The following is a 24,047-nucleotide window of genomic DNA, read 5'->3' as shown; positions in this document are numbered from 1 at the left end:
TCCCAAAGGGAACTGCCGTGTTAAACCGTTATCCTTTGTGGAAGTACATCATGCTGGTCGTCGTGATTCTCGTCGGCCTGCTGTACGCGCTTCCCAACCTGTATGGTGAGGATCCGGCTGTTCAAATCACTGGCGCGCGCGGTGTCGCCGCCAGTGAGCAAACGCTGATCCAGGTCCAGAAAACGTTACAAGAAGAAAAAATTACCGCTAAGTCTGTGGCTCTGGAAGAGGGTGCAATTCTTGCTCGCTTCGACACCACCGACACGCAGCTCCGCGCTCGCGAAGCGCTGATGGGCGTGCTGGGTGACAAATACGTCGTGGCGCTTAACCTTGCCCCTGCAACCCCGCGTTGGCTGGCTGCGATGAAAGCAGAGCCAATGAAACTCGGCCTTGACCTGCGTGGCGGCGTTCACTTCCTGATGGAAGTGGATATGGATACCGCGCTTGGCAAGCTGCAGGAACAGAATATCGACAGCCTGCGCAGCGATCTGCGTGATAAAGGCATCGCTTACACCACCGTGCGTAAAGAAGATAACTACGGCATGAGCATCACGTTCCGCGACAGCGCGGCGCGCGATCAGGCTGTAGATTATCTGACTCAACGTCACCGTGACCTGGTGATCTCCTCGCAGGGCAGCAACCAGCTGCGTGCGGTGATGACCGATGCGCGCCTGAAAGAAGCGCGTGAATATGCCGTTCAGCAGAACATCAACATTCTGCGTAACCGTGTAAACCAGCTGGGTGTGGCCGAGCCGCTGGTACAGCGTCAGGGTGCTGACCGTATCGTGGTTGAACTGCCGGGTATTCAGGACACCGCGCGTGCGAAAGAGATTCTGGGTGCGACAGCAACCCTGGAATTCCGTCTGGTGAATACCAATGTTGACCAGTCTGCTGCCGCTTCTGGCCGTATTCCGGGTGACTCCGAAGTGAAACAGACCCGCGAAGGTCAGCCAGTTGTGCTGTACAAACGCGTGATTCTGACCGGTGATCATATCACCGACTCCACGTCGAGCCAGGACGAATACAACCAGCCGCAGGTTAACATCTCGCTCGATAGCGCGGGTGGTAACATCATGTCTAACTTCACCAAGGACAACATCGGCAAACCGATGGCAACCCTGTTCGTGGAGTACAAAGACAGCGGTAAGAAAGATGCAAACGGTCGTGCTGTGCTGGTGAAAGAGGAAGAGGTGATTAACATCGCCAATATCCAGTCTCGTCTGGGTAACAGCTTCCGTATTACCGGCATCAACAACCCGAACGAAGCGCGTCAGCTCTCCCTGCTGCTGCGTGCCGGTGCGCTGATTGCGCCAATTCAGATTGTTGAAGAACGTACCATTGGTCCAACTCTGGGTATGCAAAACATCCAGCAGGGCCTGGAAGCGTGTCTGGCCGGTCTGGTGGTCTCTATTCTGTTCATGATCTTCTTCTATAAGAAGTTTGGTCTGATTGCGACCTCTGCGCTGATTGCGAACCTGGTGCTGATTATCGGCATCATGTCCCTGCTGCCGGGGGCGACGCTGACCATGCCGGGTATTGCGGGTATCGTTCTGACCCTTGCGGTGGCGGTCGACGCCAACGTACTGATTAACGAACGTATCAAAGAAGAGTTGAGCAACGGTCGTTCTGTTCAGCAGGCGATTGACGAAGGTTATAAAGGCGCGTTCAGCTCTATCTTCGATGCGAACGTAACAACACTGATCAAGGTTCTTATCCTGTATGCAGTGGGTACCGGCGCTATCAAAGGCTTTGCGATTACAACCGGTATCGGTGTCGCAACGTCAATGTTTACCGCTATTGTCGGCACCCGTGCCATCGTGAACCTGCTGTACGGCGGCAAGCGCGTCAAAAAGCTGTCTATCTGAGGAGTGCGTTGTGGCACAGGAATATACTGTTGAACAATTGAACCACGGCCGTAAAGTCTGGGACTTTATGCGCTGGGACTACTGGGCCTTCGGCATTTCAGGTTTCCTGCTGATTCTGTCCATCGTCATTATGGGCGTGAAAGGCTTTAACTGGGGACTCGATTTTACCGGTGGTACGGTAATTGAAATCTCCCTGGAAAAACCGGTCGATATGGACCAGATGCGCGAATCGCTGCAGAAAGCGGGCTTTGAAGAGCCGCTGCTGCAGAACTTCGGCAGCAGCCGCGACATCATGGTACGTATGCCTCCGGTGCACGATGCCAACGGCAGCCAGGAGCTGGGCAGTAAGGTTGTTAGCGTGATTAACGAAACAACCAGCCAGAACGCGGCGGTTAAGCGTATTGAGTTCGTCGGCCCAAGCGTAGGTGCTGACCTGGCGCAGACCGGCGCGATGGCGCTGCTGGTGGCGCTGATCTCCATTCTGGTGTACGTCGGTTTCCGCTTTGAGTGGCGACTGGCGGCCGGTGTGGTTATCGCTCTGGCGCACGACGTGGTGATCACCATGGGCATACTGTCGCTGTTCCACATTGAGATTGACCTGACGATTGTGGCATCCCTGATGTCCGTTATCGGTTACTCACTGAACGACAGTATCGTGGTATCTGACCGTATCCGTGAAAACTTCCGTAAGATCCGTCGCGGTACGCCGTACGAAATCTTTAACGTGTCGTTGACCCAGACGCTGCACCGTACCCTGATCACATCCGGTACCACCCTGATGGTGATCCTGATGCTGTTCCTCTTCGGTGGTCCGGTACTGGAAGGCTTCTCGCTGACCATGTTGATTGGTGTCACCATCGGTACGGCGTCATCTATCTACGTCGCATCCGCTCTGGCACTGAAACTCGGCATGAAGCGCGAGCACCTGCTCCAGCAGAAAGTCGAGAAAGAAGGGGCGGATCAGCCGTCCATTCTGCCGTAAGGCGACGTTTTGCGCGTTATCGAAATCCCGGTCGGTTGACCGGGATTTTTTTTTATCTGCTCCTGACAAACACTCCTGACAGTATGCTGTCAGGAGCCCTGTCGTAGACTCCTTATGAACCCAAACAACAGGCAGGAGGATGTATGAAAAGCGTCATTAACTGGTTTGAAATTCCGGTCTCGAATATGGATCGCGCTATCAAATTTTATGAGCCCGTGATGCAGCTTGCGCTGCGCCGCGAGAAAATGGACTGTGCGGAGCTGGCCGTTTTCCCGCATGAGGATCCGGGTACAGGCGGGGCGCTGGCAAAATTTGACGGCGTTACACCGTCTTTGCAGGGCGCTATTATTTACCTGCATACTGACAATCTGGCGGCCACGCTCGATCGCATCGCCTCTGCGGGCGGCGAGTGCGTGTTTGGCCCGCTGGAACTGCCGCATGGCATTGGCACTATCGCCTTGTTTACCGACAGCGAGGGCAACCGCGTCGGGCTCCATCAACCTGCCTGAGAGCGGAATAAGATATGACCCGACGCGCTGACCGTTTGTTTCAGATTGTGCAGATCCTGCGGGGCAGGCGTCTGACAACGGCAGCGCATCTCGCGGACCGGCTTGGCGTGTCCGAGCGCACGGTCTACCGCGATATCCGCGACCTGTCGCTTTCCGGCGTGCCGGTGGAAGGTGAGGCGGGGAGCGGATATCGGCTGATGTCGGGATTTGACCTGCCGCCGCTGATGCTGACAAATAAGGAGTCAGAGGCGCTGATCGTCGCGATTCGCCTGCTCAAAACCTGGGGAGGGGAATCGCTGTCGCGCGAGCTGGAGTCGGCTCAGGAGAAGGTGCTGGCTATCCTGCCCGAGGAGAGTCGTCGAAAGGCGGAGCAGACGCGGATCTACGCCCCGGATTTTTGCATGCAAAGCCACTCCCGTAGCGATTTTGACATGATTCATAAGGCAATTTCCGCTCAGCGTGTGCTGGCGTTGCATTACCGCGACGAAGTTGGGCAACTCTCACAGCGTGAGGTTCAGCCGTTAGGATTGTTCTTCTGGGGTGAGCGTTGGCTGCTGGCGGCGTGGTGCGAACGGCGCGATGACTATCGCTGTTTCCGGCTCGACCGATGTCTCAATATTGTGCAGACGGAGAGGCGGTTTAGCGAGAGTGCGGACAGGTCTCTGGCAGATTTTTTGCGCAAGGTTAAGCAGTAAAAAGCCTGGCGGCGAGGTAAAAGCAAAACGGCAACGTATGTTGCCGTTTTAGTATTTGTTCCCTCTCCCTGTGGGAGAGGGGCAGGGTGAGGGCATCAGCCCGCCCAGTCCAGCGCTGATTAGAAGTTATAACCCACAACCAGGTAACCACCCCAGCCGGTAGAGCGAACGCTGAAGTCGCCGTTGCCGAAGTTCAGGCTCGCGTCGTCGTTCCACTGACCACCGTTGTGCCAGTAACGCGCAACAACAGAGTAGTGCCAGTGATCGTAGTTCAGCGCCAGGATGTGGCTGGAGGCGATGGAGTCGTTGGTGCGCGCTTTCTTACCGTTCAGGTCGCGGAAGTCGTTGTCGCCCAGATCTGAACCCCAGTCAAAGTTGGTGAAGCCGATATAGCTCAGGTTACCGCCCCACAGCTGGGTAATTGGCACAAAGTATTTCACTTTGAAACGGTAGCCATCCCACTCGTTTTCGTTCGCGGCACCGTAGTTCTGCCACTGGTACTTAGCATACACGTTCAGAGACAGGCTCATTGGCAGGCCGGTATCGATGTCCGTACCCAGACCCATGTACCAGGTGCTCTGGCGACCAGACTTATTGCGGCCCATGTCGTAGATGTAGTTGTTCGCGAAGTACCACTCTTTGAACGGACCAAACGCCAGGCTGGTACCGGTCAGTTTATCAATAGAGAAGCGTGGTTCAATTTCCATGAACAGTGGGGAACCGTGGTTCCAGATACCTTTCGCGTCGGTGTTACCGCCGAAGAATACCGGTGCATCCATATAGCCGTAGAAATCAAACCAGTCTTTCTTGGCGAACGCTTCGTACTCCAGGTAGGTATCGTTGCGGATCTGTGGTCCGAAACGGGTGTGGTAGCTGCCCACGACGTTAACGCTCTGGTGCCACCAGTCGGAGAGATATTGTGGTTTATCGTTTTCCGCTGCGTTAACAGTGAAAGAGGAGGAAAGTGCCAGCACGGCGCCGGCTGCAAGTAATGTTTTTTTCATAATCATGCCACTGATTGAAATTCCCTTCCGGGAGTGAAAAATGCGCGAATTGCGTTTCTAAATATTTCGTGTTTCTGCGGTGCCTATTATAGGAATCCCTGCTCACAAAAATATGTGTTGTTTCACATATCTCTCACACGCGTAATCGATTGCGTTCACGTTTGCGTACTTTAAACGGGCGGGATTGTAGCGGCAATCATTTATGTTGCCAATCCATACGAAATGTAAATGTTAGCGGAGTGACATTGCACTCCGCTGAAGGAGGGGGTTACTGCGCGGCGGGCTGGATATCGTGGATGCGGATAAAACCTAACTGATCTGGCGTGAGTCCACTCAGCTGAAGCGGGATATCAACATCGCTGGGCGCCAGTATACTCGCGGGAGCAGTGAACAACTGGTTCTTCACATTCACTTCCTGATAGCTCTCGGTTGTGCCCTGGATCTGGCCCCACTCGACGGTGCCACTGAAGGCCGGAAGCGGATCGCTGGATTCTCCCTGGATGCGTAATGTTGCGCGAGTACCATCTGCATTCGCCGCAACGTTCACCAGTGACATTTTAAGCGTGCCAATCTGGCTGTTGAGCCGCGCAGGCGTATTGGCACCAGGCAGCAGATACACCCCGCTGCTGGATTTTGCGTTCAGCGCGTTTTGTTGGGTGATCTTCACCGTTTCTTTATTCAGTTTGTCCATCGCCGTATTGAGCGTGTTGACGCTTTGTTTCATCTGGCGAACTTCGGTTTGCTGTGCACAGGCGCTAAGGGTGAAGAGGCTCCCCACCAGCAAAATCTTCAGGTAACGTCTTGTCATTGCGTTTATTTCCTTGAAATAACGGATCGCCTTAATGGTAGCCAGCCTCAACGTGTCAGACATAGATCCTTTGTCTCAAAAAGCTCTTCCTTTGTTGTCAGGCCAGATCAGGGTAAAATGAAAATTAGTTAACCACATAACAGGGATACCGTATGCATTGCCCATTCTGCTCCGCTGTGGATACCAAAGTCATCGACTCTCGTCTTGTGGGCGAAGGGTCATCCGTACGCCGTCGTCGGCAGTGTCTGGTGTGCAACGAGCGTTTCACGACCTTTGAGGTTGCAGAGCTGGTAATGCCGCGCGTGGTAAAAAGCAACGACGTGCGCGAGCCGTTTAACGAAGAGAAACTGCGCAGCGGGATGCTGAAGGCCCTGGAAAAACGCCCTGTCAGCGCGGATGACGTTGAGATGGCGTTAAACCACATAAAATCTTACCTTCGTGGTTTGGGTGAGCGTGAAGTGCCGAGCAAAATGATCGGCAACCTTGTGATGGAGCAGCTGAAAAAGCTCGATAAGGTCGCCTATATCCGCTTCGCCTCGGTCTACCGCAGCTTCGAAGACATCAAAGAGTTTGGCGAAGAGATCGCCCGCTTACAGGATTAAGCTCATGCAGGATGAGATTTACATGGCGAGAGCCATGAAGCTGGCGCAGCGCGGTCGTTTTACCACCCATCCCAACCCGAACGTCGGGTGCGTTATCGTTAAAGATGGCGAGATCGTAGGGGAAGGATTTCACTATCGTGCCGGCGAGCCGCATGCCGAGGTCCATGCGTTGCGCATGGCCGGTGAGAAGGCGCGCGGTGCCACAGCCTACGTTACGCTGGAGCCCTGCAGCCATCACGGACGCACGCCGCCGTGCTGTGAAGCGCTGATTGCGGCGGGCGTGTCGCGCGTGGTCGCTGCGATGCAGGACCCGAATCCACAGGTTGCCGGGCGCGGCCTGTATCGCCTGCAGCAGGAAGGCATTGACGTCAGCCATGGGCTGATGATGCAGGACGCGGAAGCGATCAACAAAGGCTTTCTGAAGCGCATGCGCACGGGGTTCCCGTATATTCAGCTTAAGCTGGGCGCCTCGCTGGACGGTCGTACGGCGATGGCAAACGGCGAAAGCCAGTGGATCACGTCACCACAGGCAAGGCGCGATGTGCAACGTCTTCGCGCGCAAAGCCATGCTATTCTCACCAGCAGTGAAACCGTTCTGGCTGACGATCCGGCCATGACCGTGCGCTGGGACGAGCTGAATGCGGATACTCAGACGCTTTACCCGCAGGAGAACCTGCGTCAGCCGCTGCGTATTATCATTGATAGCCAGAACCGCGTGACGCCGGAGCACCGTATTGTCCAGCAGCCGGGTGAAACCTGGATTGCCCGCACTAAAGAAGATACACGCGAATGGCCGGAAGGCGTGCGCAGTATTATGGTGCCGGAGCATAACGGTCATCTGGATCTGGTGGTGCTGATGATGCTGCTCGGCAAGCAGCAGGTGAACAGCATCTGGGTTGAAGCGGGGCCAACGCTCGCCGGTGCGCTTTTACAGGCCGGGCTAGTGGATGAGCTGATTGTTTACGTTGCGCCTAAACTGTTAGGTCACGACGCGCGCGGCCTGTTTGTGCTGCCCGGCCTTGAAAAACTGGCCGACGCACCGCAACTCAAATTTAGCGAGATTCGTCCGGTAGGCCCGGATGTCTGCCTCCACCTAACGACAGCGTAATTGCTCCTGAAATAGGGAAGCAGTGCGCAAAGTATTATGATAAAATCCGCCCCCCTGCGGGGCCAAATGAACCCGTAAAGGAAGAGTATGAACATTATTGAAGCTGCTGTAGCTACCCCGGACGCTCGCGTCGCCATCACCATTGCGCGTTTCAACAACTTCATCAACGACAGCCTGCTGGAAGGTGCGATTGACGCCCTGAAACGTATCGGCCAGGTTAAAGATGACAATATTACCGTTGTTTGGGTTCCAGGCGCTTACGAACTGCCGCTGGCGGCGGGCGCGCTGGCGAAAACCGGTAAATACGACGCGGTGATTGCGCTGGGTACCGTTATTCGTGGCGGCACTGCGCACTTCGAATACGTTGCGGGCGGTGCAAGCAACGGTCTGGCACACGTTGCGCAGGATGCTGAAATTCCTGTCGCGTTCGGCGTGCTGACCACCGAAAGTATTGAACAAGCCATCGAACGTGCTGGCACCAAAGCCGGTAACAAAGGTGCAGAAGCTGCACTGACCGCGCTTGAAATGATCAATGTATTGAAAGCCATCAAGGCCTGATTTTTTTGTAAGGGGAATTCCGTGAAACCTGCTGCTCGTCGCCGCGCCCGTGAATGTGCCGTCCAGGCACTTTACTCCTGGCAGTTGTCCCAGAACGACATCTCTGATGTTGAATACCAGTTCCTGTCAGAACAGGACGTGAAAGACGTTGACGTTCTGTACTTCCGTGAACTGCTGTCGGGAGTGGCGACTAATAGCGCGTATCTCGATGGCCTGATGAAGCCATACCTGTCCCGTCTGCTCGAAGAGCTGGGTCAGGTGGAAAAAGCAGTGTTGCGTATCGCGCTGTTTGAGCTGTCTAAACGTGATGATGTGCCGTATAAAGTGGCCATCAACGAAGCGATCGAGCTGGCGAAAACCTTCGGCGCTGAAGACAGCCACAAGTTTGTAAACGGCGTACTTGATAAAGCAGCACCTGCGATCCGTCCCCACAAAAAGTGATCCGCAAACCGGAGTCCTGCATTGCCTGACGGGCAGTGCGGCTCCGGTTTTTTCTTTTATTTGCTGAGGCATAACGTATGGCATGCGGCGAATTCTCCCTGATTGCCCGTTATTTCGACCGTGTCAGAACCTCTCGTCTTGATGTTGAAACCGGCATTGGCGATGACTGTGCACTTCTCAATATTCCCGAAAAACAGACGCTGGCAATCAGCACCGACACTCTGGTGTGCGGCCGTCATTTCTTACCGGATATCGATCCTGCCGATCTGGCGTATAAAGCCCTGGCGGTTAACGTCAGCGATCTGGCGGCGATGGGGGCCGATCCCGCGTGGCTAACGCTGGCTCTGACGCTGCCAGAGGTAGATGAAGCCTGGCTGGAAGCCTTTAGCGATGCGCTTTTTGAGCAGCTTAGCTATTACGATATGCAGCTGATTGGCGGCGACACGACTGCCGGGCCGCTGTCGATGACGCTGGCGATCCACGGCTACGTGCCGCTTGGCCGCGCGCTGAAGCGTTCAGGCGCAAAACCCGGCGACTGGATCTACGTGACCGGTACGCCGGGCGATAGCGCGGCAGGGCTGGCGATCCTTCAAAATCGTTTAACGGTTGAAGATGCTGACGATGCGGCGTATCTGGTGAAACGCCATCTGCGGCCAACGCCGCGTATTTTGCACGGCCAGGCGCTGCGCGAACGGGCAAGCTCGGCTATCGATCTCTCTGACGGGCTGATCTCCGATCTCGGCCATATCCTGAAGGCCAGCGGCGTAGGTGCGCGCGTTGACCTGGATCTCTTCCCGCTGTCTGAGCAGCTGCTTCGCCATGTGGAGCCTGAGCAGGCCCTGCGCTGGGCGCTCTCCGGTGGTGAAGACTATGAGTTGTGCTTCACGGTGCCTGAGCTCAACCGTGGAACGCTGGACGTGGCGTTAGCGCATCTCGGCGCGAAATTCACCTGCATCGGTCAGATCATGCCGGAGAGCGAAGGGCTGAAGTTTGTGAAAGACGGCGCGCCCGTCACGCTGGACTGGAAAGGGTACGATCACTTCGCGTAAGCTTTTGCCGGGTGGCAACTTCGCCTTACCCGGCCTATGTGTTTTGTTCCCTTTCTCTGTGGCAGGGCTTACTTAAACCCCACCACCGGATGCGGCTGATACGGCGTCTCCAGCTCGGCAATCTGCTCTGGCGTCAGCGTGATATCCACCGCATTCAGCAGCTCATCCAGCTGTTCTTCCCGCGACGTTCCAATAATCGGTGCCGCGACCCCGCGCTTGCCCAGCAGCCAAGCCAGCGCTACCTGGGCGCGAGTGGCACCGGTATCGTCGGCAATTCCGGCTAACCGTTCGGCAATTAGCGCATCGCTGGCTTCTGTACCGGAATAAAGATTTTTTCCCACTTCATCCGATACCAGGCGAGCCGTGGTTTCCCCCCATGGACGGGTCAGGCGGCCGCGCGCCAGCGGACTCCACGGGATCACCGCCACGCCCTCCTGATGGCACAGCGGCAGCATCTCGCGTTCTTCTTCACGATAGATCAGATTGTAGTGATCCTGCATGGTGACAAATCGCGCCCAGCCGTGCTGCGCCTGGAGAGCCAGCGCCTGGGCAAACTGCGACGCGTGCATAGACGACGCGCCGATGTAGCGAGCTTTCCCGGCTTTGACCACGTCGTTGAGCGCCTCAAGCGTCTCCTCGACTGGCGTGCTGTAATCCCAGCGGTGAATTTGCAGCAGATCGACGTAATCCATGTTCAGACGTCTGAGGCTGTCATCAATGGAGCGAAGGATCTGGGCGCGAGAAAGTCCCTGAGACAGGTCGCCTGACGGATAGAAGACCTTGGTGGCGACGACGATGTCATCCCGACGGGCAAAATCGCGCAGGGCGCGGCCGACAATCTCCTCGCTGCTGCCGTCGGAGTAGCTGTTGGCGGTGTCAAAGAAGTTAATGCCGCCCTCGATGGCGCGTTTGATAATCGGACGGCTGCTCTCTTCCGGCAGCGTCCAGGCGTGGTTTCCCCGATCGGGCTCGCCAAAGGTCATGCATCCCAGACAAAGTCGGGAAACCTTAAGGTCCGTTTTTCCTAATGTTGTGTATTGCACGGTTCCGCTCCTGCTGTTTAAACACCAGGTTTAAGCATAGCAGGAGCGGAAAAGGGGGAGGGGTCAGTCCAGCCAGGTACGGATTTTGGCTTCGATACCGGCGGCGTCCAGGCCAATAGCCGCACGGGCTTCGTCCTGAGTACCTTGCGGAATGAAGTGATCCGGCAGGCCGAGGTTCAGCACCGGCACGGCTTTACGGTTCGCCATCAGTACCTCGTTCACGCCGCTGCCCGCGCCGCCCATGATGGCGTTTTCTTCCAGCGTGACCAGCACGTCATGCGTCTCAGCCATACTCAGGATCAGAGAGTCGTCGAGCGGCTTCACAAAGCGCATGTCCACCAGGGTGGCATTCAACGCTTCAGCCGCTTTAGCCGCCTCTGGCATCAGCGTGCCGAAGTTCAGGATCGCCACTTTTTCACCGCGACGCTTCACCAGACCTTTACCGATCGGCAGTTTTTCCAGCGGCTGAAGCTCAACGCCCACCGCATTGCCGCGCGGGTAGCGAACGGCGCTTGGGCCATCCTGATAGTGGTAGCCGGTAAACAGCATCTGACGACATTCGTTCTCGTCGCTTGGCGTCATGACAACCATATCCGGAATACAGCGCAGGAACGACAGATCAAACGCGCCCTGGTGCGTCTGGCCGTCGGCACCGACGATGCCCGCACGATCGATAGCAAACAGTACCGGCAGCTTCTGAATCGCCACGTCGTGGATCACCTGATCGTAGGCGCGCTGCAGGAAGGTGGAATAGATAGCGACAACCGGCTTGTAGCCGCCAATGGCCAGGCCCGCTGCAAACGTCACCGCATGCTGCTCGGCAATGGCAACGTCAAAATACTGGTCAGGGTATTTTCTGGAGAACTCCACCATGCCGGAGCCTTCACGCATGGCAGGCGTCACAGCCATCAGCTTGTTGTCTTTGGCTGCGGTTTCGCATAGCCAGTCGCCGAAGATTTTTGAATAGCTCGGCATGCCGCCGCTGCTTTTTGGCAGACAGCCGCTGGACGGGTCGAATTTCGGCACCGCGTGGAAGGTGATCGGATCTTTTTCCGCCGGTTCGTAACCGCGCCCTTTTTTAGTCATGATATGCAGGAACTGCGGGCCTTTCAGGTCGCGCATGTTCTTGAGCGTGGTCACCAGGCCCAGCACGTCGTGACCGTCAACCGGGCCAATATAGTTAAAGCCCAGCTCTTCAAACAGGGTGCCCGGCACGACCATGCCTTTGATGTGTTCTTCGGTACGCTTGAGCAGCTCTTTAATCGGCGGTACGCCGGAGAAGACTTTCTTGCCGCCTTCGCGCAGCGAGGAGTAAAGCTTGCCGGAGAGCAGCTGCGCCAGATGGTTGTTCAGCGCGCCGACGTTCTCGGAAATCGACATTTCGTTATCGTTAAGGATAACCAGCATGTCCGGCTTGATGTCGCCCGCGTGGTTCATGGCTTCGAAGGCCATCCCTGCGGTGATGGCGCCGTCGCCAATCACGCAGACGGTGCGGCGCTGCTTGTTCTCTTTCTCGGCGGCAACGGCAATCCCGATGCCCGCAGAAATGGAGGTGGAAGAGTGGCCGACGCTCAGCACGTCATACTCGCTCTCACCGCGCCACGGGAACGGGTGCAGGCCGCCTTTCTGACGAATGGTGCCAATTTTATCGCGACGTCCGGTCAGAATTTTGTGCGGATAAGCCTGGTGCCCCACGTCCCAGATCAGCTGATCGAACGGCGTGTTATAGACGTAGTGCAGCGCCACGGTCAGCTCTACCGTGCCAAGCCCGGAGGCGAAATGGCCGCTGGAGCGGCTTACGCTGTCGAGCAGGTAGCGACGCAGCTCGTCGCACAGCTTCGGCAGGCTCTCTTTCGGCAACAGACGTAACTCCTGGGTGGAGTCAACTAACGCCAGTGTCGGGTATTTGGCAATATCAAAACTCATCAAAGGCTCATCGAGATATATAGTTTATTTATTACGCTGGATTATATAGTCCGCTAGCGCTTCCAGTGCCGAGATATCCAGCGATTGCGCGGCCAGTTCATTTAGCGACTGGCGGGCGTCGTCAATCAGATCCCGGGCTTTACGTTGGGCTTGCTCAAGGCCCAGCAGGGCGGGGTAGGTACTTTTGCCAAGCTGCTGGTCCGCACCCTGACGTTTACCCAATGTTGCAGTATCGCCCACCACATCCAGAATGTCATCCTGAACCTGGAATGCCAGACCGATACTTTCTGCGTATCTGTCCAGAATCGGCAGGGCTTTGCGCCCTTGTTCACCCGCGCTCAGCGCGCCCAGGCGAACGGCGGAACGAATCAACGCCCCTGTTTTATGGCGATGAATACGCTCCAGCTGTTCCAGATTAACCTGACGACCTTCCGCTTCAAGATCCAGCGCCTGTCCGCCGCACATGCCGGCCACGCCGCTGGCCATTGCCAGCTCGGAGATCATCGCCAGGCGGTCGCGGTCGGCCACTTCCGCCATCGGTGCATCGCTCAAAATCGAGAATGCCAGCGTTTGCAGGGCATCACCCGCCAGAATGGCATTCGCCTCGCCAAACTTGATATGGCAGGTGGGTTGACCCCGACGCAAATCGTCGTCGTCCATGGCCGGGAGATCGTCGTGGATCAGCGAGTAGGCGTGGATGCACTCCACGGCGGCTGCCGGGGCGTCCAGCGTGTTGTCGCTGATGCCAAACATATTGCCTGTGGCGTACACCAGGAACGGGCGCAGGCGCTTTCCACCCAAGAGTGCGCCATAGTGCATGGCTTCAACCAGTGGAGTGTTCTGAAAAGGCTGTGGCGCAATAAAACGGCGCAGGGCGTCGTTGGCGCGTACGACACGCGCCTGAAGCTCGATGGCAAAATCCATTTACTCGGCGTCCGGTGTGAAAGGCGTGGTTTTCGCGTCTTCGCTGTCGGAAAGCAGGATCTGCACGCGCTGCTCGGCCTGCTGCAGTTTGACCTGCCCCTGGCGCGCCAGCTGCACGCCACGCTCGAATTCATTGAGCGCCTCTTCCAGCGGGAGATCGCCGCTCTCAAGACGGGTAACGATTTGCTCCAGTTCACTCAGCGCAGTTTCGAAACTGGCCGGTGCGTCGTTCTTCTTCGGCATAGTGAATTGACTCTTATATTCTCAGCCCCGACATGGTAACGGACTCAGGGCAATTATCAAATAACGCGCAATGTGCACAGGAGCGGCGCGATGGTGGTATACTTGCGCGCCTGGATGCAGCCACGGGTGTGGGCTGCTGTACTCTTTTCCATTACAAGCCTTAATACGCTTGCCTAAGAAACATTGCCGCCATGAAGTTTATCATTAAATTGTTCCCTGAAATCACCATCAAAAGCCAATCTGTGCGTTTGCGCTTTATTAAAATTCTCACCGGGAACATTCGTAACGTATTAAAGCACTACGACGAAACCCTCGCCGTGGTGCGCCACTGGGACCACGTTGAAGTACGCGCCAAAGACGAAAATAAACGTCAGGATATTCGCGACGCGCTGACCCGTATTCCGGGGATCCACCATATCCTGGAAGTGGAAGATGTTCCGTTCAGCGATATGCACGACATCTTCGAGAAAGCGCTGGTCCAGTACCGCGATCAGATCGAAGGCAAAACCTTCTGCGTGCGCGTGAAGCGTCGCGGCAAGCACGAGTTCAGCTCTATTGAAGTGGAACGTTACGTTGGCGGCGGTTTGAACCAGCACGTTGAAACGGCGCGCGTTCGTCTGACCAACCCGGACGTGACCGTGAACCTGGAGATCGAAAACGATCGCCTGCTGCTGGTGAAAGGGCGCTATGAAGGTATCGGCGGCTTCCCGATCGGCACCCAGGAAGACGTCCTGTCCCTCATCTCCGGCGGCTTCGACTCCGGCGTCTCCAGCTATATGCTGATGCGTCGCGGCTGCCGCGTGCACTACTGCTTCTTCAACCTGGGCGGCGCGGCGCACGAAATCGGCGTTCGTCAGGTCGCGCATTATCTGTGGAACCGCTTCGGCAGTTCCCACCGCGTGCGTTTCGTGGCGATCAACTTTGAGCCGGTCGTGGGTGAAATCCTCGAGAAAGTCGACGACGGCCAGATGGGCGTGGTGCTGAAGCGTATGATGGTGCGTGCGGCGTCCAAAGTTGCCGAGCGCTACGGCGTGCAGGCGCTGGTCACCGGTGAAGCGCTGGGCCAGGTATCCAGCCAGACGCTGACCAACCTGCGTCTTATCGACAACGTGTCTGATACGCTGATCCTGCGTCCGCTGATCTCCCACGACAAAGAGCACATCATCGACCTGGCGCGCGAAATCGGCACCGAAGATTTTGCCCGCACCATGCCGGAATACTGCGGCGTGATCTCAAAAAGCCCAACGGTGAAGGCGGTGAAGGCGAAGATCGAAGCGGAAGAAGAGAACTTCGATTTCAGCATTCTGGAAAAAGTGGTGGAGGAAGCCTCCAACATCGACATCCGCGAGATTGCCCAGCAGACCGAGCAGGAAGTCGTTGAAGTTGAAACCGTGAGCGGTTTCGGCGCTAACGATGCAATTCTGGATATTCGCTCCATTGATGAGCAGGATGACAAGCCGCTGCAGGTTGAAGGCGTCGAAGTGGTTTCTCTGCCGTTCTACAAGCTGAGCACCAAATTTGGCGACCTCGACCAGAGCAAAACCTATCTGCTGTGGTGTGAGCGTGGGGTGATGAGCCGACTGCAGGCGCTGTATCTGCGCGAGCAGGGCTTTGCGAATGTGAAGGTGTATCGCCCGTAGTTTATTGCAGGGCGGGGGCGACCTGTTGCCTCCGCCCCTCTCCCACAGGGTGAGGGAGAACACCTATTCGTAATAATTATAAATCCCCGCAGGCATCACCAGCGATGACGCTACTTCGTACGCTTTCTCGCGCCCGACCAGCAGGTCAATAATCTTTAAGCCAAAATCAATCGCGGTGCCTGGCCCCTGGCTGGTCAGCAGGTTGACGCGCGGATCCCAGACGACGCGTTTATCAACCCAGTGCTCTTCCGGGATCGTATCCTTGAGCCCTGGGAAACCGGTCATGTTGCCGATGGGGAAGATATCGTGCGGAATCAGAACCGTTCCGGCGGCGGCACAGATTGCCGCGACGATGCGGCCGGATAAATGAAACTGACGCACGGTCTCGACCAGCAGCGGACTGTCGCGAAAACATTCCGCGCCTTTTAAGCCGCCGGGCAGAACGATGATGTCGTAATCGCCGTCAGCCACCTGAACAAGGGGGGCATCCGCAAGGATTTTCACCCCGCGCGAGCAGGTGATTGCCAGATTACCGTCGCTGGCGACGCTGGCGGTGGTGACCTTAATGCCGCCGCGCACCATCAAATCAATGGTGGTGACCGCTTCCATCTCTTCGCTACCAGGGGCGAGGCAGATCAGTGCTGACGCGCTCATATTCACTCTCCTTACGTTTAACCAGGTCATACAGACGGGCGTTTTCCGGCACGGCTATACCGTGCGCGCGGGCGCGTTTTAACAGATAGCCGGTGATGTAGTCGATCTCCGTGTGGCGTAATGCCCGAACATCCTGCAGCATCGAGGAGATGTTTTCTGCCGTGCTCTCAATGACCTGCTCGACATAGCAGCGCAAATCGTCGGCCGAGGTATGCAGGCCTTCCCGCCCAACGACCGCCGCGACTTCCGCACACAGCATGGCAACGTCCTGCGGATGATTTTTCAGCTCTCCGTTCGGGCAGTTCCACAGCGCCGTCAGCGGATTGATTACGCAGTTTACCGCCAGCTTGCGCCACAGCTGAGGGCGGATGTTGTTGTGCCAGGCGACGTCCGGCAGCACCTTCTGCAGCACATCGGCAAGATAGCTGTAATCTCCATCCTGAGTTCTGGCGGGCCCGATGTGCGTCACGCCGCTGGCGACATGCACGATGATGTTGCCGTCGCGACGCGCAGCGTGCGTGGTCGTCGCCATCAGCAGGGGCTGCGGGACGTTTTTCAGCTCATCAAGCGTCCCCATGCCGTTATGCAGCAGCAGAATGGGGGAAGTGGAGGGGAGCTGCGCGGCCAGCGTTTTTACCGCGTCTGAGACCTGCCACGCTTTGAGCGTCACCAGTAAAAGGTCGCTTTGCGCCAGGAAGTCAGGATCGTTCGCGGTGAGGGATTCGTTAAAGATGCTTCCGTCTTCACCAATCAGGTTTACACTGCAATAGGGCTGGGGCACGCGCAGCCAGCCCTGAACCTCATGTCCGTGCTTGCACAGCGCGGTCAGCCACAGCTGACCAAGCGCTCCGCATCCGAGCACCGTAATTTTCATTGTTCCTCCTCACCTGCAACTGCGCCAGGTGTTACAGCTTAATTATACAGCTAAGCTTCTGTTGAGTTATGCCTCGTAGCGGGTATTATGCAACGCAACAAAAGTGAAGGGAGAAGAAAAGATGCCATCTTTCGATATTGTTTCCGAAGTTGATATCCAGGAAGTTCGCAACGGCGTTGAGAACGCAACCCGCGAAGTTGAGTCACGTTTCGATTTTCGCGGCGTTGAGGCGTCGTTTGAGCTGAACGACGCAAATAAGACCATTAAGGTGCTGAGCGAGTCTGACTTCCAGGTGAATCAGCTGCTCGACATTCTGCGCGCCAAGCTGTTAAAACGCGGTATCGAAGGGACGTCTCTGGACGTGCCGGAAGAGTTTGTGCACAGCGGTAAAAACTGGTTTGTGGAAGCCAGGCTGAAGCAGGGCATCGAGAGCGCGGTGCAGAAGAAGATCGTTAAGCTCATTAAAGACAGCAAGCTGAAGGTGCAGGCGCAGATCCAGGGCGAAGAAATTCGCGTGACCGGTAAGTCCCGCGATGATCTCCAGTCCGTAATGGCACTGGTGCGCGGCGGCGATCTGGGGCAACCGTTCCAGTTTAAAAACTTCCGCGATTAATATAAAAAAGCCCGGTTTAACCGGGCTTTTTTTCACGCTTTGAGCGCCTGCTCGACTTCGAAGCGGTTGGTCATTTTACTGTCTATTTTGACGTAAGCGCTGCGCTCTTCCGGGACAATGAGCACCTCTGTTACACCCTCTTTTGCTTCAAGACGCTGCTTAAGCGAATCGCTGATTTCCACATTATCCGGGATATCTACACGCAGGCTGCTCACGTAGCGCGGCTCTTTCATGGTGCTGGCGACCAGCAGCCAGACCGTCGCCAGTAGCGCACCGGCGAGAAACACGGTTTGTGAATCAAACAGGCCGTCCACCCAGCCGCCGAGCGAGCCGCCGATCGCCACGCCGAGAAACTGGCTGGTGGAGTAGATGCCCATCGCGGTGCCTTTATATCCGGCGGGGGACTCTTTGCTGATCAGCGACGGCAGCAGCGCTTCCATCAGGTTAAAGGCCAGGAAAAACAGCTGTACGCCGGCAATCAGTTCCCAGAAGTGCGGACCGGCACCCCAGAGCACAATTTCGGCAATCAGCAGGACCGCCACGCAGCCCACGAAGACGCGCTTCATTTTGCGCTTCACTTCGGCGTAGATGATGAACGGCACGACGGAGACAAACGAAATCAGCATCGTGACCAGATAGATTTTCCAGTGCTCAGCCGCCGGGAAACCCGCTGCGGCAAGCTGGCCGGGCAGAGCGACAAAGGTCGACATCAGCAGGATGTGCAGGCACATAATGCCAAAATTCAGCTTAAGCAGGCGCGGCTCAACAATCACTTTGCTGAAGCAGCCTTTTACCATGCCGGATTCACGGTTCAGAACGTGGTTCTTGCTGTCCGGCACGACCCACAGGGTTAAGGCAATACCGATGGTTGCCAGCACGGCAATCATCCAGAACAGGGCGTGCAGACCCAACGTGTGCGTAATGATGGGGCCCAGCACCATGGCAATCGCAAACGTCACGCCAAAGCTCACGCCGATGAACGCCATCGCTTTGGTGCGGTTTTGCTCGCGGGTTAAGTCTGAGAGTAGCGCCATCACCGCGGCGGCAATCGCGCCGGACCCTTGCAGGGCGCGGCCAAGAATAATCCCCCAGATGGAGTGGGAGAGGGCGGCAATCACGCTTCCGAGCACAAAGACCAGCAGCCCGCCGACGATCAGCGGCTTTCTGCCCACCCGGTCAGAGAGCAGGCCAAAGGGGATCTGGAAGACCGCCTGCGCCAGGCCGTAGATGCCGATCGCGAGCCCAATCAGCGCCTCGCTGGCCCCCTGCAGCGCCATACCGTACGTGGTCAGAACAGGCAGGACCATAAACATGCCAAGCATCCGTAGCGAGAAGACAGTCCCTAAGCCCCAGGTCGCGCGTAGCTCGCCTGGCGTCATTTTATAATCGTTCATTACCACCTCAGTTCAAAAGCAGGCCATAGTGTAGTGCGGGGAAGGGGCGGGGTAAATAAAGGGTTATTTAACAAATATTACATGCGTTATTAGTAGATTCAGTGAATAAAAAAGGGTGCCGAAGCACCCTTTTATTGACCTGTTTGGCTTACCAGACGTAAGTCAGCAGGTTGTGCGAATCCGGCACCATGAAGTCCACGGACATCATCACCGATAGCGAGGTGATGGCCACAATCGAGAACACAAACAGCTTGCGCGCCCAGACTTTGTCATCTTCCACTTTGTAACCGCGCAGCGCCATACCGAGCCACCAGACGCTCACCGCGGCCGCTACCGCCAGATATTTATATCCGGCGTAACCGCCCAGAGAGAGCATCAGCGTTGCCACGGCAAAGGCGATGATGTACAGCGTGATGTGGTTCTTGGCAACTGAAATGCCCTTCACGACCGGCAGAACCGGGATGTTCGCTGCCTGATAATCCTTAAAGCGGAAAATCGCGATGGCATAGGAGTGCGGCATCTGCCACAGGCTAAAGATAGCCAGCAGGATCAGCGCACCGCTGTCGAACTCGTTCGTGACCGCGCAGTAGCCAATCACCGGCGGCGCAGCGCCGGAGAGAGAACCAATCAGCGTGCCGTAGACGGAGTGGCGTTTCATATACAGGCTGTAGACGCCCACATACACCACGAACCCCATCACCCCCAGCCAGCAGGCCAGCGGGTTAGCACCAAACCACAGCAGCATAAAGCCAGCAATACCCAGCAAGGTGGCGTACACCAGCGAGACGGAAGGGGCGATCAGGCCTTTCACCAGCACCCGATTTTTGGTCCTTTCCATCTTCTTGTCGATATCCATGTCGATGTAGTTGTTAAATACACAACCGGACGCAACAACCAGTGACACACCGACCAGCGTGTAGATAAAGAGGGTGTAATCAATGCTGCCCTTAGAGGCCAGCAGGAACCCTCCGATCACGGAGATCAGGTTGCCAAAGATGATGCCTGGTTTCGTTACTTGCAGGTATTGCTTAAACATACTCGCCGCTCTTAGTGAACCATCATGTTGTAGTTGAGGTTCCACATAATCCAGATGGAACCGACTACCAGGATAGCGATGATAATCACGGTAAAGATAAAGGCGGTCATATTCCAGCCTTCATCGGACTTGGTGTTCATGTGCAGGAAGCAAACCAGATGCACCAGAATCTGAATCACCGCGGTCACCAGGATTGCACCCAGAATAACCGGCTTAGACGCAGAACCGCTCATCACCATCCAGAACGGGATCACCGTCAGGATGATCGACAGGATGAAACCTGTCATGTAGGTTTTTACGCTACCGTGGGAAGCGCCATGATCGTTTGAATGACTCATTACATCGCCCCCATCAGATATACAACAGAGAACACACAGATCCACACCACGTCCAGGAAGTGCCAGAACAGGCTCAGGCACAGGATACGGGTACGGTTAGTACTGGTCAGGCCGCGACGGGAAATCTGGAACATCAGTACTGCCATCCAGATCAGACCGGAGGTGACGTGCAGACCGTGGGTACCGACCAGCGCGAAGAACGCTGACAGGAAGCCACTGCGATCCGGGCCGAAGCCTTCCATGATCAGGTGATGGAATTCATAGATTTCCATCCCGATAAATCCAGCACCAAACAGCCAGGTCAACGCCAGCCAGGACACAACCTGGCTCTTGTTGTTTTTGTACATGGCGATAGCCGCCATGCCGTAGGTGATGGAGCTGAATAACAGCAGTGCGGTTTCAACCAGAACGAACGGCAGTTCAAAGATGTCCTTGCCAGCCGGGCCGCCCGCCGTGCCGTTCACCAGAACGGCATAGGTCGCGAACAGACAGCAGAACAGAATGCAGTCGCTCATCAGGTAGATCCAGAAACCGAAGACTTTGGTCGGTCCTGTATCGTGGTGCGCATGCTCATGCGCGTGGGCAGTTGAGTGCGCCAGAGTATCAGTTGCCATTTTTCAGCCCCGCTTTAGAAATCTCGTCGAAATGCTGGTTTTCCAGCTTCTCAACTTCACGGACTGGTACGTAGTAGTCCACGTCCTCGTCAAAGCTCTTCACAATCCAGCTGATTACGATGCCGGCGAAGCCAACAATCGCCATCCACCAGATGTGCCAGATCATTGCGAAACCAAATACCGTTGCGAAGGCGGCAATCACAATGCCCGCACCGCTGTTTTTCGGCATGTGGATCTCTTCGTAATGAGCAGGTTGCTTGTACGCTTCACCTTTTTCTTTCATTTCCCAGAATGCGTCGCGTTCATGAACCTGCGGCACGATGGCAAAGTTATAGAAAGGAGGTGGAGAAGAGGTTGCCCACTCCAGCGTACGGCCACCCCATGGGTCACCGGTCAGGTCACGATTCTGGTCGCGGTCGCGAATAGACACGTAGAACTGAATCAGCTGAGACGCGATACCACAAGCAATCAGCACGGCACCGCCCGCTGCAACCATCAGCATTGGGTGGAACTGCGGATCGATCTGCTGGCTCAGACGACGGGTCATACCCATGAAGCCCAGCACGTACAGCGGCATAAATGCTACGAAGAAGCCGATGATCCAGAACCAGAACGCGCGTTTACCCCATTTTTCGTTCAGCGTGAAGCCGAACGCTTTTGGCCACCAGTAGGTTACGCCAGCGAAGCAGCCGAAGACCACGCCACCGATGATAACGTTATGGAAGTGCGCAATCAGGAACAGGCTGTTGTGCAGAACGAAGTCAGCGCCTGGTACCGCCAGCAGTACGCCGGTCATCCCACCTACGGAGAAGGTCACGATGAAGCCGATAGTCCACAGCATTGCTGAGTGGAACACGATGCGGCCCTGGTACATGGTGAACAGCCAGTTGAAGATCTTCACCCCGGTAGGGATGGCGATAATCATGGTGGTAATACCGAAGAAGGCGTTTACGTTCGCGCCCGCACCCATGGTGAAGAAGTGGTGCAGCCAAACGATGAACGACAGAACGGTAATACACACGGTTGCCCACACCAGAGAGGTGTAACCAAACAGACGTTTACGCGAGAAGGTTGCCGCGATTTCGGAGAACACACCGAACACAGGCAGAACCAGAATGTACACTTCCGGGTGACCCCAGGCCCAAATCAGGTTGATGTACATCATCATGTTGCCACCCATATCATTCGTGAAGAAATGGGTGCCCAGGTAGCGGTCCAGGGTCAGCAGCGCGATGGTGACGGTCAGAATTGGGAAGGAGGCAATAATCAGGATGTTGGCGCACAGAGATGCCCAGGTAAATACCGGCATCTTGAACATGGTCATGCCAGGGGCACGCATCTTGATAATGGTCACGAAGAAGTTGATACCGGTCAGGGTAGTACCGACACCGGAGAGCTGAAGCGCCCAAATCCAGTAGTCGACGCCAACGCCTGGACTGTACTCAATTCCTGACAGCGGCGGGTAAGCCAGCCAGCCGGTCTGCGCGAATTCGCCCACACCCAGTGACAGGTTAACCAGGATAACGCCGACAACCGTGAACCAGAAGCTCAGGTTGTTCAGGAACGGGAACGCCACGTCGCGCGCGCCGATTTGCAGCGGAACGACAACGTTCATCAGACCGATAACCAGCGGCATCGCCACGAAGAAGATCATGATAACGCCGTGGGCGGTAAAGATCTGATCGTAGTGGTGCGGTGGCAGGAAGCCGGCTTCACCCGCAGAAGCGAGTGCCTGCTGGCTACGCATCATGATCGCATCCGCAAAGCCACGAATTAACATGACGATACCGACGATGCAGTACATGATACCGAGTTTTTTGTGGTCAACCGAAGTCAGCCACTCGTTCCACAGGTAGCTCCACTTACCGAAGTAAGTGATCAGGGCCAGTAAGGCCGCGCCACCAATGATAATTGCAGCCACCGTAACCACGATAATCGGTTCATGGTAGGGCACTGCATCCAGTGTCAATTTTCCGAACATTTTCTTCCTCGGCCCCTTAGTGAGCGGTTTCCGCGTGGCTCATGTCCATGCCTTCCATACCTTCGTGCGCGCTGTGCTCGCCTTCAGGCTGGGTCATGTCCATGCTCTTGCCGTGATCCATAAATTTGCCAATAACGTCTTTGAACAAATCTGGTTTCACATTAGAGAAGTACTCCACCTTGTTGTATTCGCTTGGTGCAGCCACTTTTTCGAACGCCGCCATGTCAGACATGGTGTTTGGAGACTGCTTCGCTTTTTCAACCCACTGGTCGAAAGCGGCACGGTCTGGCGTCGCAATAGCTTTGAACTTCATACCTGAGAAGCCCGGGCCGCTATAGCTGGCGGAGATACCATCATAGGTGCCTGCTTCATTCGCGATCAGGTGCAGGTTGGTCTGCATACCGGCCATCGCGTAAATCTGGCTACCCAGACGTGGGATGAAGAAGGAGTTCATTACGGAGTTGGAGGTCACTTTGAACTGAACCGGAGTGTTCGCCGGGAAGGCGATTTCATTCACGGTAGCAATACCCTGCTCTGGATAGATGAAGAACCATTTCCAGTCCATGGAGACCACTTCAATGGTAATAGGTTTCTCATCGTGAACCAGCGGTTTGCTTGGCTCAAGTGCGTGAGTGGTTTTCCAGGTCAGTACGGCAAGGAACAGGATGATCAGAATAGGAACCGTCCAGACCACAGCTTCCACTTTATTGGAGTGTGACCAGTTAGGGCTATACTTCGCATCTTTATTGCTCGCACGATACTTCCAGGCGAAACCAACAGCCATCAAAATGGCAGGAATAACCACAATCAACATCAGGCCAAAAGCCGTCAATATCAGTGAACGTTGTTCCAGTCCAATCTGTCCTTTGGGGTCTAGTAGTGCAGAATCGCAGCCACTGAGTAATACAGTGCCCGCGAATAATGACAACCATCCCAAACTTTTATTGTATTTCCCGAGTCTCATTTAACGACCTCAATTCCACGGAGTCTGGTGGCGTTTAAAGTGTGCGGGCATTTTACGGGAAGGTTACATTACTGTAAACATCATTAGGCCTGTGTCAGGAAGGTGTTACCGGGTTCTGCCGCACGTGTCACAAGTGTTGCAAATTATGTCGGTTTTTATGACCGAAGCCGCACGGCATGGGC

General features: G+C 55.8%; 25 protein-coding genes. 11 read left to right on the top strand and 14 right to left on the bottom strand.

Annotated features, from left to right (window positions below; all coding sequences use genetic code 11):
- Positions 1-17: 17 nt before the first annotated feature.
- From secD to ACOTZC_RS16615, 4 genes are all read left to right on the top strand, one after another.
- Entirely contained in the window at positions 18-1,865 is a 1,848-nt protein-coding gene (gene secD / locus ACOTZC_RS16630) for a protein translocase subunit SecD (protein WP_071957349.1), read from the top strand.
- Positions 1,866-1,875: 10 nt separating this feature from the next.
- Positions 1,876-2,847 (top strand): protein translocase subunit SecF, encoded by a 972-nt coding sequence (secF, locus tag ACOTZC_RS16625; RefSeq protein ID WP_008503342.1) that lies wholly within the window; start codon positions 1,876-1,878, stop codon positions 2,845-2,847.
- A 143-nt stretch (positions 2,848-2,990) separates the two neighbouring features.
- The gene (locus ACOTZC_RS16620) at positions 2,991-3,356 is read left to right on the top strand and encodes a VOC family protein (protein WP_047173806.1); all 366 of its coding nucleotides are present in this window, start codon (positions 2,991-2,993) and stop codon (positions 3,354-3,356) included.
- A gap of 14 nt (positions 3,357-3,370) precedes the next feature.
- The gene (locus ACOTZC_RS16615) at positions 3,371-4,051 is read left to right on the top strand and encodes a helix-turn-helix transcriptional regulator (protein ID WP_045400660.1); all 681 of its coding nucleotides are present in this window, start codon (positions 3,371-3,373) and stop codon (positions 4,049-4,051) included.
- A 119-nt stretch (positions 4,052-4,170) separates the two neighbouring features.
- On the opposite strand, the gene ACOTZC_RS16610 is transcribed toward ACOTZC_RS16615, so the two are convergent.
- Positions 4,171-5,055, bottom strand: coding sequence for a nucleoside-specific channel-forming protein Tsx (locus tag ACOTZC_RS16610; protein WP_025756198.1), 885 nt, complete (start codon positions 5,053-5,055; stop codon positions 4,171-4,173).
- Positions 5,056-5,323: 268 nt separating this feature from the next.
- Positions 5,324-5,863, bottom strand: a complete 540-nt coding sequence (locus tag ACOTZC_RS16605; RefSeq protein ID WP_163353504.1) for a DUF3251 domain-containing protein — start codon at positions 5,861-5,863, stop codon at positions 5,324-5,326.
- 152 nt (positions 5,864-6,015) lie between these two features.
- Between ACOTZC_RS16605 and nrdR the strand changes: the two genes are divergently transcribed.
- From nrdR to thiL, 5 genes are all read left to right on the top strand, one after another.
- Positions 6,016-6,465, top strand: coding sequence for a transcriptional regulator NrdR (gene nrdR / locus ACOTZC_RS16600; protein WP_008503337.1), 450 nt, complete (start codon positions 6,016-6,018; stop codon positions 6,463-6,465).
- 4 nt (positions 6,466-6,469) lie between these two features.
- Positions 6,470-7,573, top strand: coding sequence for a bifunctional diaminohydroxyphosphoribosylaminopyrimidine deaminase/5-amino-6-(5-phosphoribosylamino)uracil reductase RibD (ribD, locus tag ACOTZC_RS16595; protein ID WP_047173807.1), 1,104 nt, complete (start codon positions 6,470-6,472; stop codon positions 7,571-7,573).
- Between the two features lie 87 nt (positions 7,574-7,660).
- Complete coding sequence (gene ribE / locus ACOTZC_RS16590) at positions 7,661-8,131, top strand: 6,7-dimethyl-8-ribityllumazine synthase (protein WP_006176874.1); 471 nt, start codon at positions 7,661-7,663, stop codon at positions 8,129-8,131.
- Between the two features lie 21 nt (positions 8,132-8,152).
- The gene (gene nusB, locus ACOTZC_RS16585) at positions 8,153-8,572 is read left to right on the top strand and encodes a transcription antitermination factor NusB (RefSeq protein WP_024906809.1); all 420 of its coding nucleotides are present in this window, start codon (positions 8,153-8,155) and stop codon (positions 8,570-8,572) included.
- A gap of 77 nt (positions 8,573-8,649) precedes the next feature.
- Positions 8,650-9,621, top strand: a complete 972-nt coding sequence (thiL, locus tag ACOTZC_RS16580; RefSeq protein ID WP_033144764.1) for a thiamine-phosphate kinase — start codon at positions 8,650-8,652, stop codon at positions 9,619-9,621.
- Positions 9,622-9,689: 68 nt separating this feature from the next.
- Here thiL and ACOTZC_RS16575 read toward each other — a convergent pair whose 3' ends face one another.
- The 4 genes from ACOTZC_RS16575 to xseB form a co-directional block, all read right to left on the bottom strand.
- Positions 9,690-10,664, bottom strand: coding sequence for an aldo/keto reductase (locus ACOTZC_RS16575; RefSeq protein WP_064791216.1), 975 nt, complete (start codon positions 10,662-10,664; stop codon positions 9,690-9,692).
- 63 nt (positions 10,665-10,727) lie between these two features.
- Positions 10,728-12,590 (bottom strand): 1-deoxy-D-xylulose-5-phosphate synthase, encoded by a 1,863-nt coding sequence (dxs, locus tag ACOTZC_RS16570; RefSeq protein WP_047173808.1) that lies wholly within the window; start codon positions 12,588-12,590, stop codon positions 10,728-10,730.
- 24 nt (positions 12,591-12,614) lie between these two features.
- Positions 12,615-13,514: a (2E,6E)-farnesyl diphosphate synthase gene (gene ispA, locus ACOTZC_RS16565; protein WP_064791217.1), complete on the bottom strand. Its 900-nt coding sequence runs from the start codon at positions 13,512-13,514 to the stop codon at positions 12,615-12,617.
- Positions 13,515-13,757: an exodeoxyribonuclease VII small subunit gene (gene xseB / locus ACOTZC_RS16560; RefSeq protein WP_008503331.1), complete on the bottom strand. Its 243-nt coding sequence runs from the start codon at positions 13,755-13,757 to the stop codon at positions 13,515-13,517.
- Between the two features lie 191 nt (positions 13,758-13,948).
- Between xseB and thiI the strand changes: the two genes are divergently transcribed.
- Positions 13,949-15,397 (top strand): tRNA uracil 4-sulfurtransferase ThiI, encoded by a 1,449-nt coding sequence (gene thiI / locus ACOTZC_RS16555; RefSeq protein WP_023310562.1) that lies wholly within the window; start codon positions 13,949-13,951, stop codon positions 15,395-15,397.
- Between the two features lie 63 nt (positions 15,398-15,460).
- Here the strand turns inward: thiI and yajL are convergent, their stop codons facing one another.
- On the bottom strand, positions 15,461-16,051 hold the full coding sequence (gene yajL, locus ACOTZC_RS16550; protein WP_023310563.1) for a protein deglycase YajL: 591 nt from the start codon (positions 16,049-16,051) through the stop codon (positions 15,461-15,463).
- The gene (panE, locus tag ACOTZC_RS16545) at positions 16,014-16,925 is read right to left on the bottom strand and encodes a 2-dehydropantoate 2-reductase (protein WP_045400674.1); all 912 of its coding nucleotides are present in this window, start codon (positions 16,923-16,925) and stop codon (positions 16,014-16,016) included. The genes yajL and panE overlap by 38 nt, the downstream gene beginning before the upstream one ends.
- Positions 16,926-17,046: 121 nt before the next feature.
- Here panE and ACOTZC_RS16540 point away from each other — a divergent pair, with 121 nt between their 5' ends.
- On the top strand, positions 17,047-17,538 hold the full coding sequence (locus tag ACOTZC_RS16540) for a YajQ family cyclic di-GMP-binding protein (protein WP_033144770.1): 492 nt from the start codon (positions 17,047-17,049) through the stop codon (positions 17,536-17,538).
- A 32-nt stretch (positions 17,539-17,570) separates the two neighbouring features.
- Here the strand turns inward: ACOTZC_RS16540 and ACOTZC_RS16535 are convergent, their stop codons facing one another.
- The 6 genes from ACOTZC_RS16535 to cyoA all read right to left on the bottom strand — a co-directional run bounded on the left by ACOTZC_RS16535 (position 17,571) and on the right by cyoA (position 23,865).
- Complete coding sequence (locus tag ACOTZC_RS16535) at positions 17,571-18,932, bottom strand: MFS transporter (RefSeq protein WP_421635885.1); 1,362 nt, start codon at positions 18,930-18,932, stop codon at positions 17,571-17,573.
- Positions 18,933-19,080: 148 nt separating this feature from the next.
- The gene (gene cyoE / locus ACOTZC_RS16530; RefSeq protein ID WP_013095848.1) at positions 19,081-19,968 is read right to left on the bottom strand and encodes a heme o synthase; all 888 of its coding nucleotides are present in this window, start codon (positions 19,966-19,968) and stop codon (positions 19,081-19,083) included.
- Between the two features lie 11 nt (positions 19,969-19,979).
- Positions 19,980-20,306, bottom strand: coding sequence for a cytochrome o ubiquinol oxidase subunit IV (locus ACOTZC_RS16525; protein ID WP_006176899.1), 327 nt, complete (start codon positions 20,304-20,306; stop codon positions 19,980-19,982).
- Positions 20,306-20,920, bottom strand: a complete 615-nt coding sequence (locus ACOTZC_RS16520) for a cytochrome o ubiquinol oxidase subunit III (RefSeq protein ID WP_014168863.1) — start codon at positions 20,918-20,920, stop codon at positions 20,306-20,308. Before ACOTZC_RS16520 ends, ACOTZC_RS16525 begins: the two co-directional genes overlap by 1 nt.
- Positions 20,910-22,901, bottom strand: coding sequence for a cytochrome o ubiquinol oxidase subunit I (gene cyoB / locus ACOTZC_RS16515; protein ID WP_014168864.1), 1,992 nt, complete (start codon positions 22,899-22,901; stop codon positions 20,910-20,912). The genes ACOTZC_RS16520 and cyoB overlap by 11 nt, the downstream gene beginning before the upstream one ends.
- A gap of 16 nt (positions 22,902-22,917) precedes the next feature.
- Complete coding sequence (gene cyoA / locus ACOTZC_RS16510) at positions 22,918-23,865, bottom strand: cytochrome o ubiquinol oxidase subunit II (RefSeq protein WP_014882770.1); 948 nt, start codon at positions 23,863-23,865, stop codon at positions 22,918-22,920.
- Between the last annotated feature and the right edge of the window lie 182 nt (positions 23,866-24,047).

This window comes from Enterobacter cloacae complex sp. SHL009 (assembly GCF_049237205.1).
GTDB lineage: Bacteria > Pseudomonadota > Gammaproteobacteria > Enterobacterales > Enterobacteriaceae > Enterobacter > Enterobacter cloacae_M.
The sequence above is the reverse complement of the archived record's forward strand: the minus strand, read 5'-3'. Positions and strand labels throughout refer to the sequence as shown.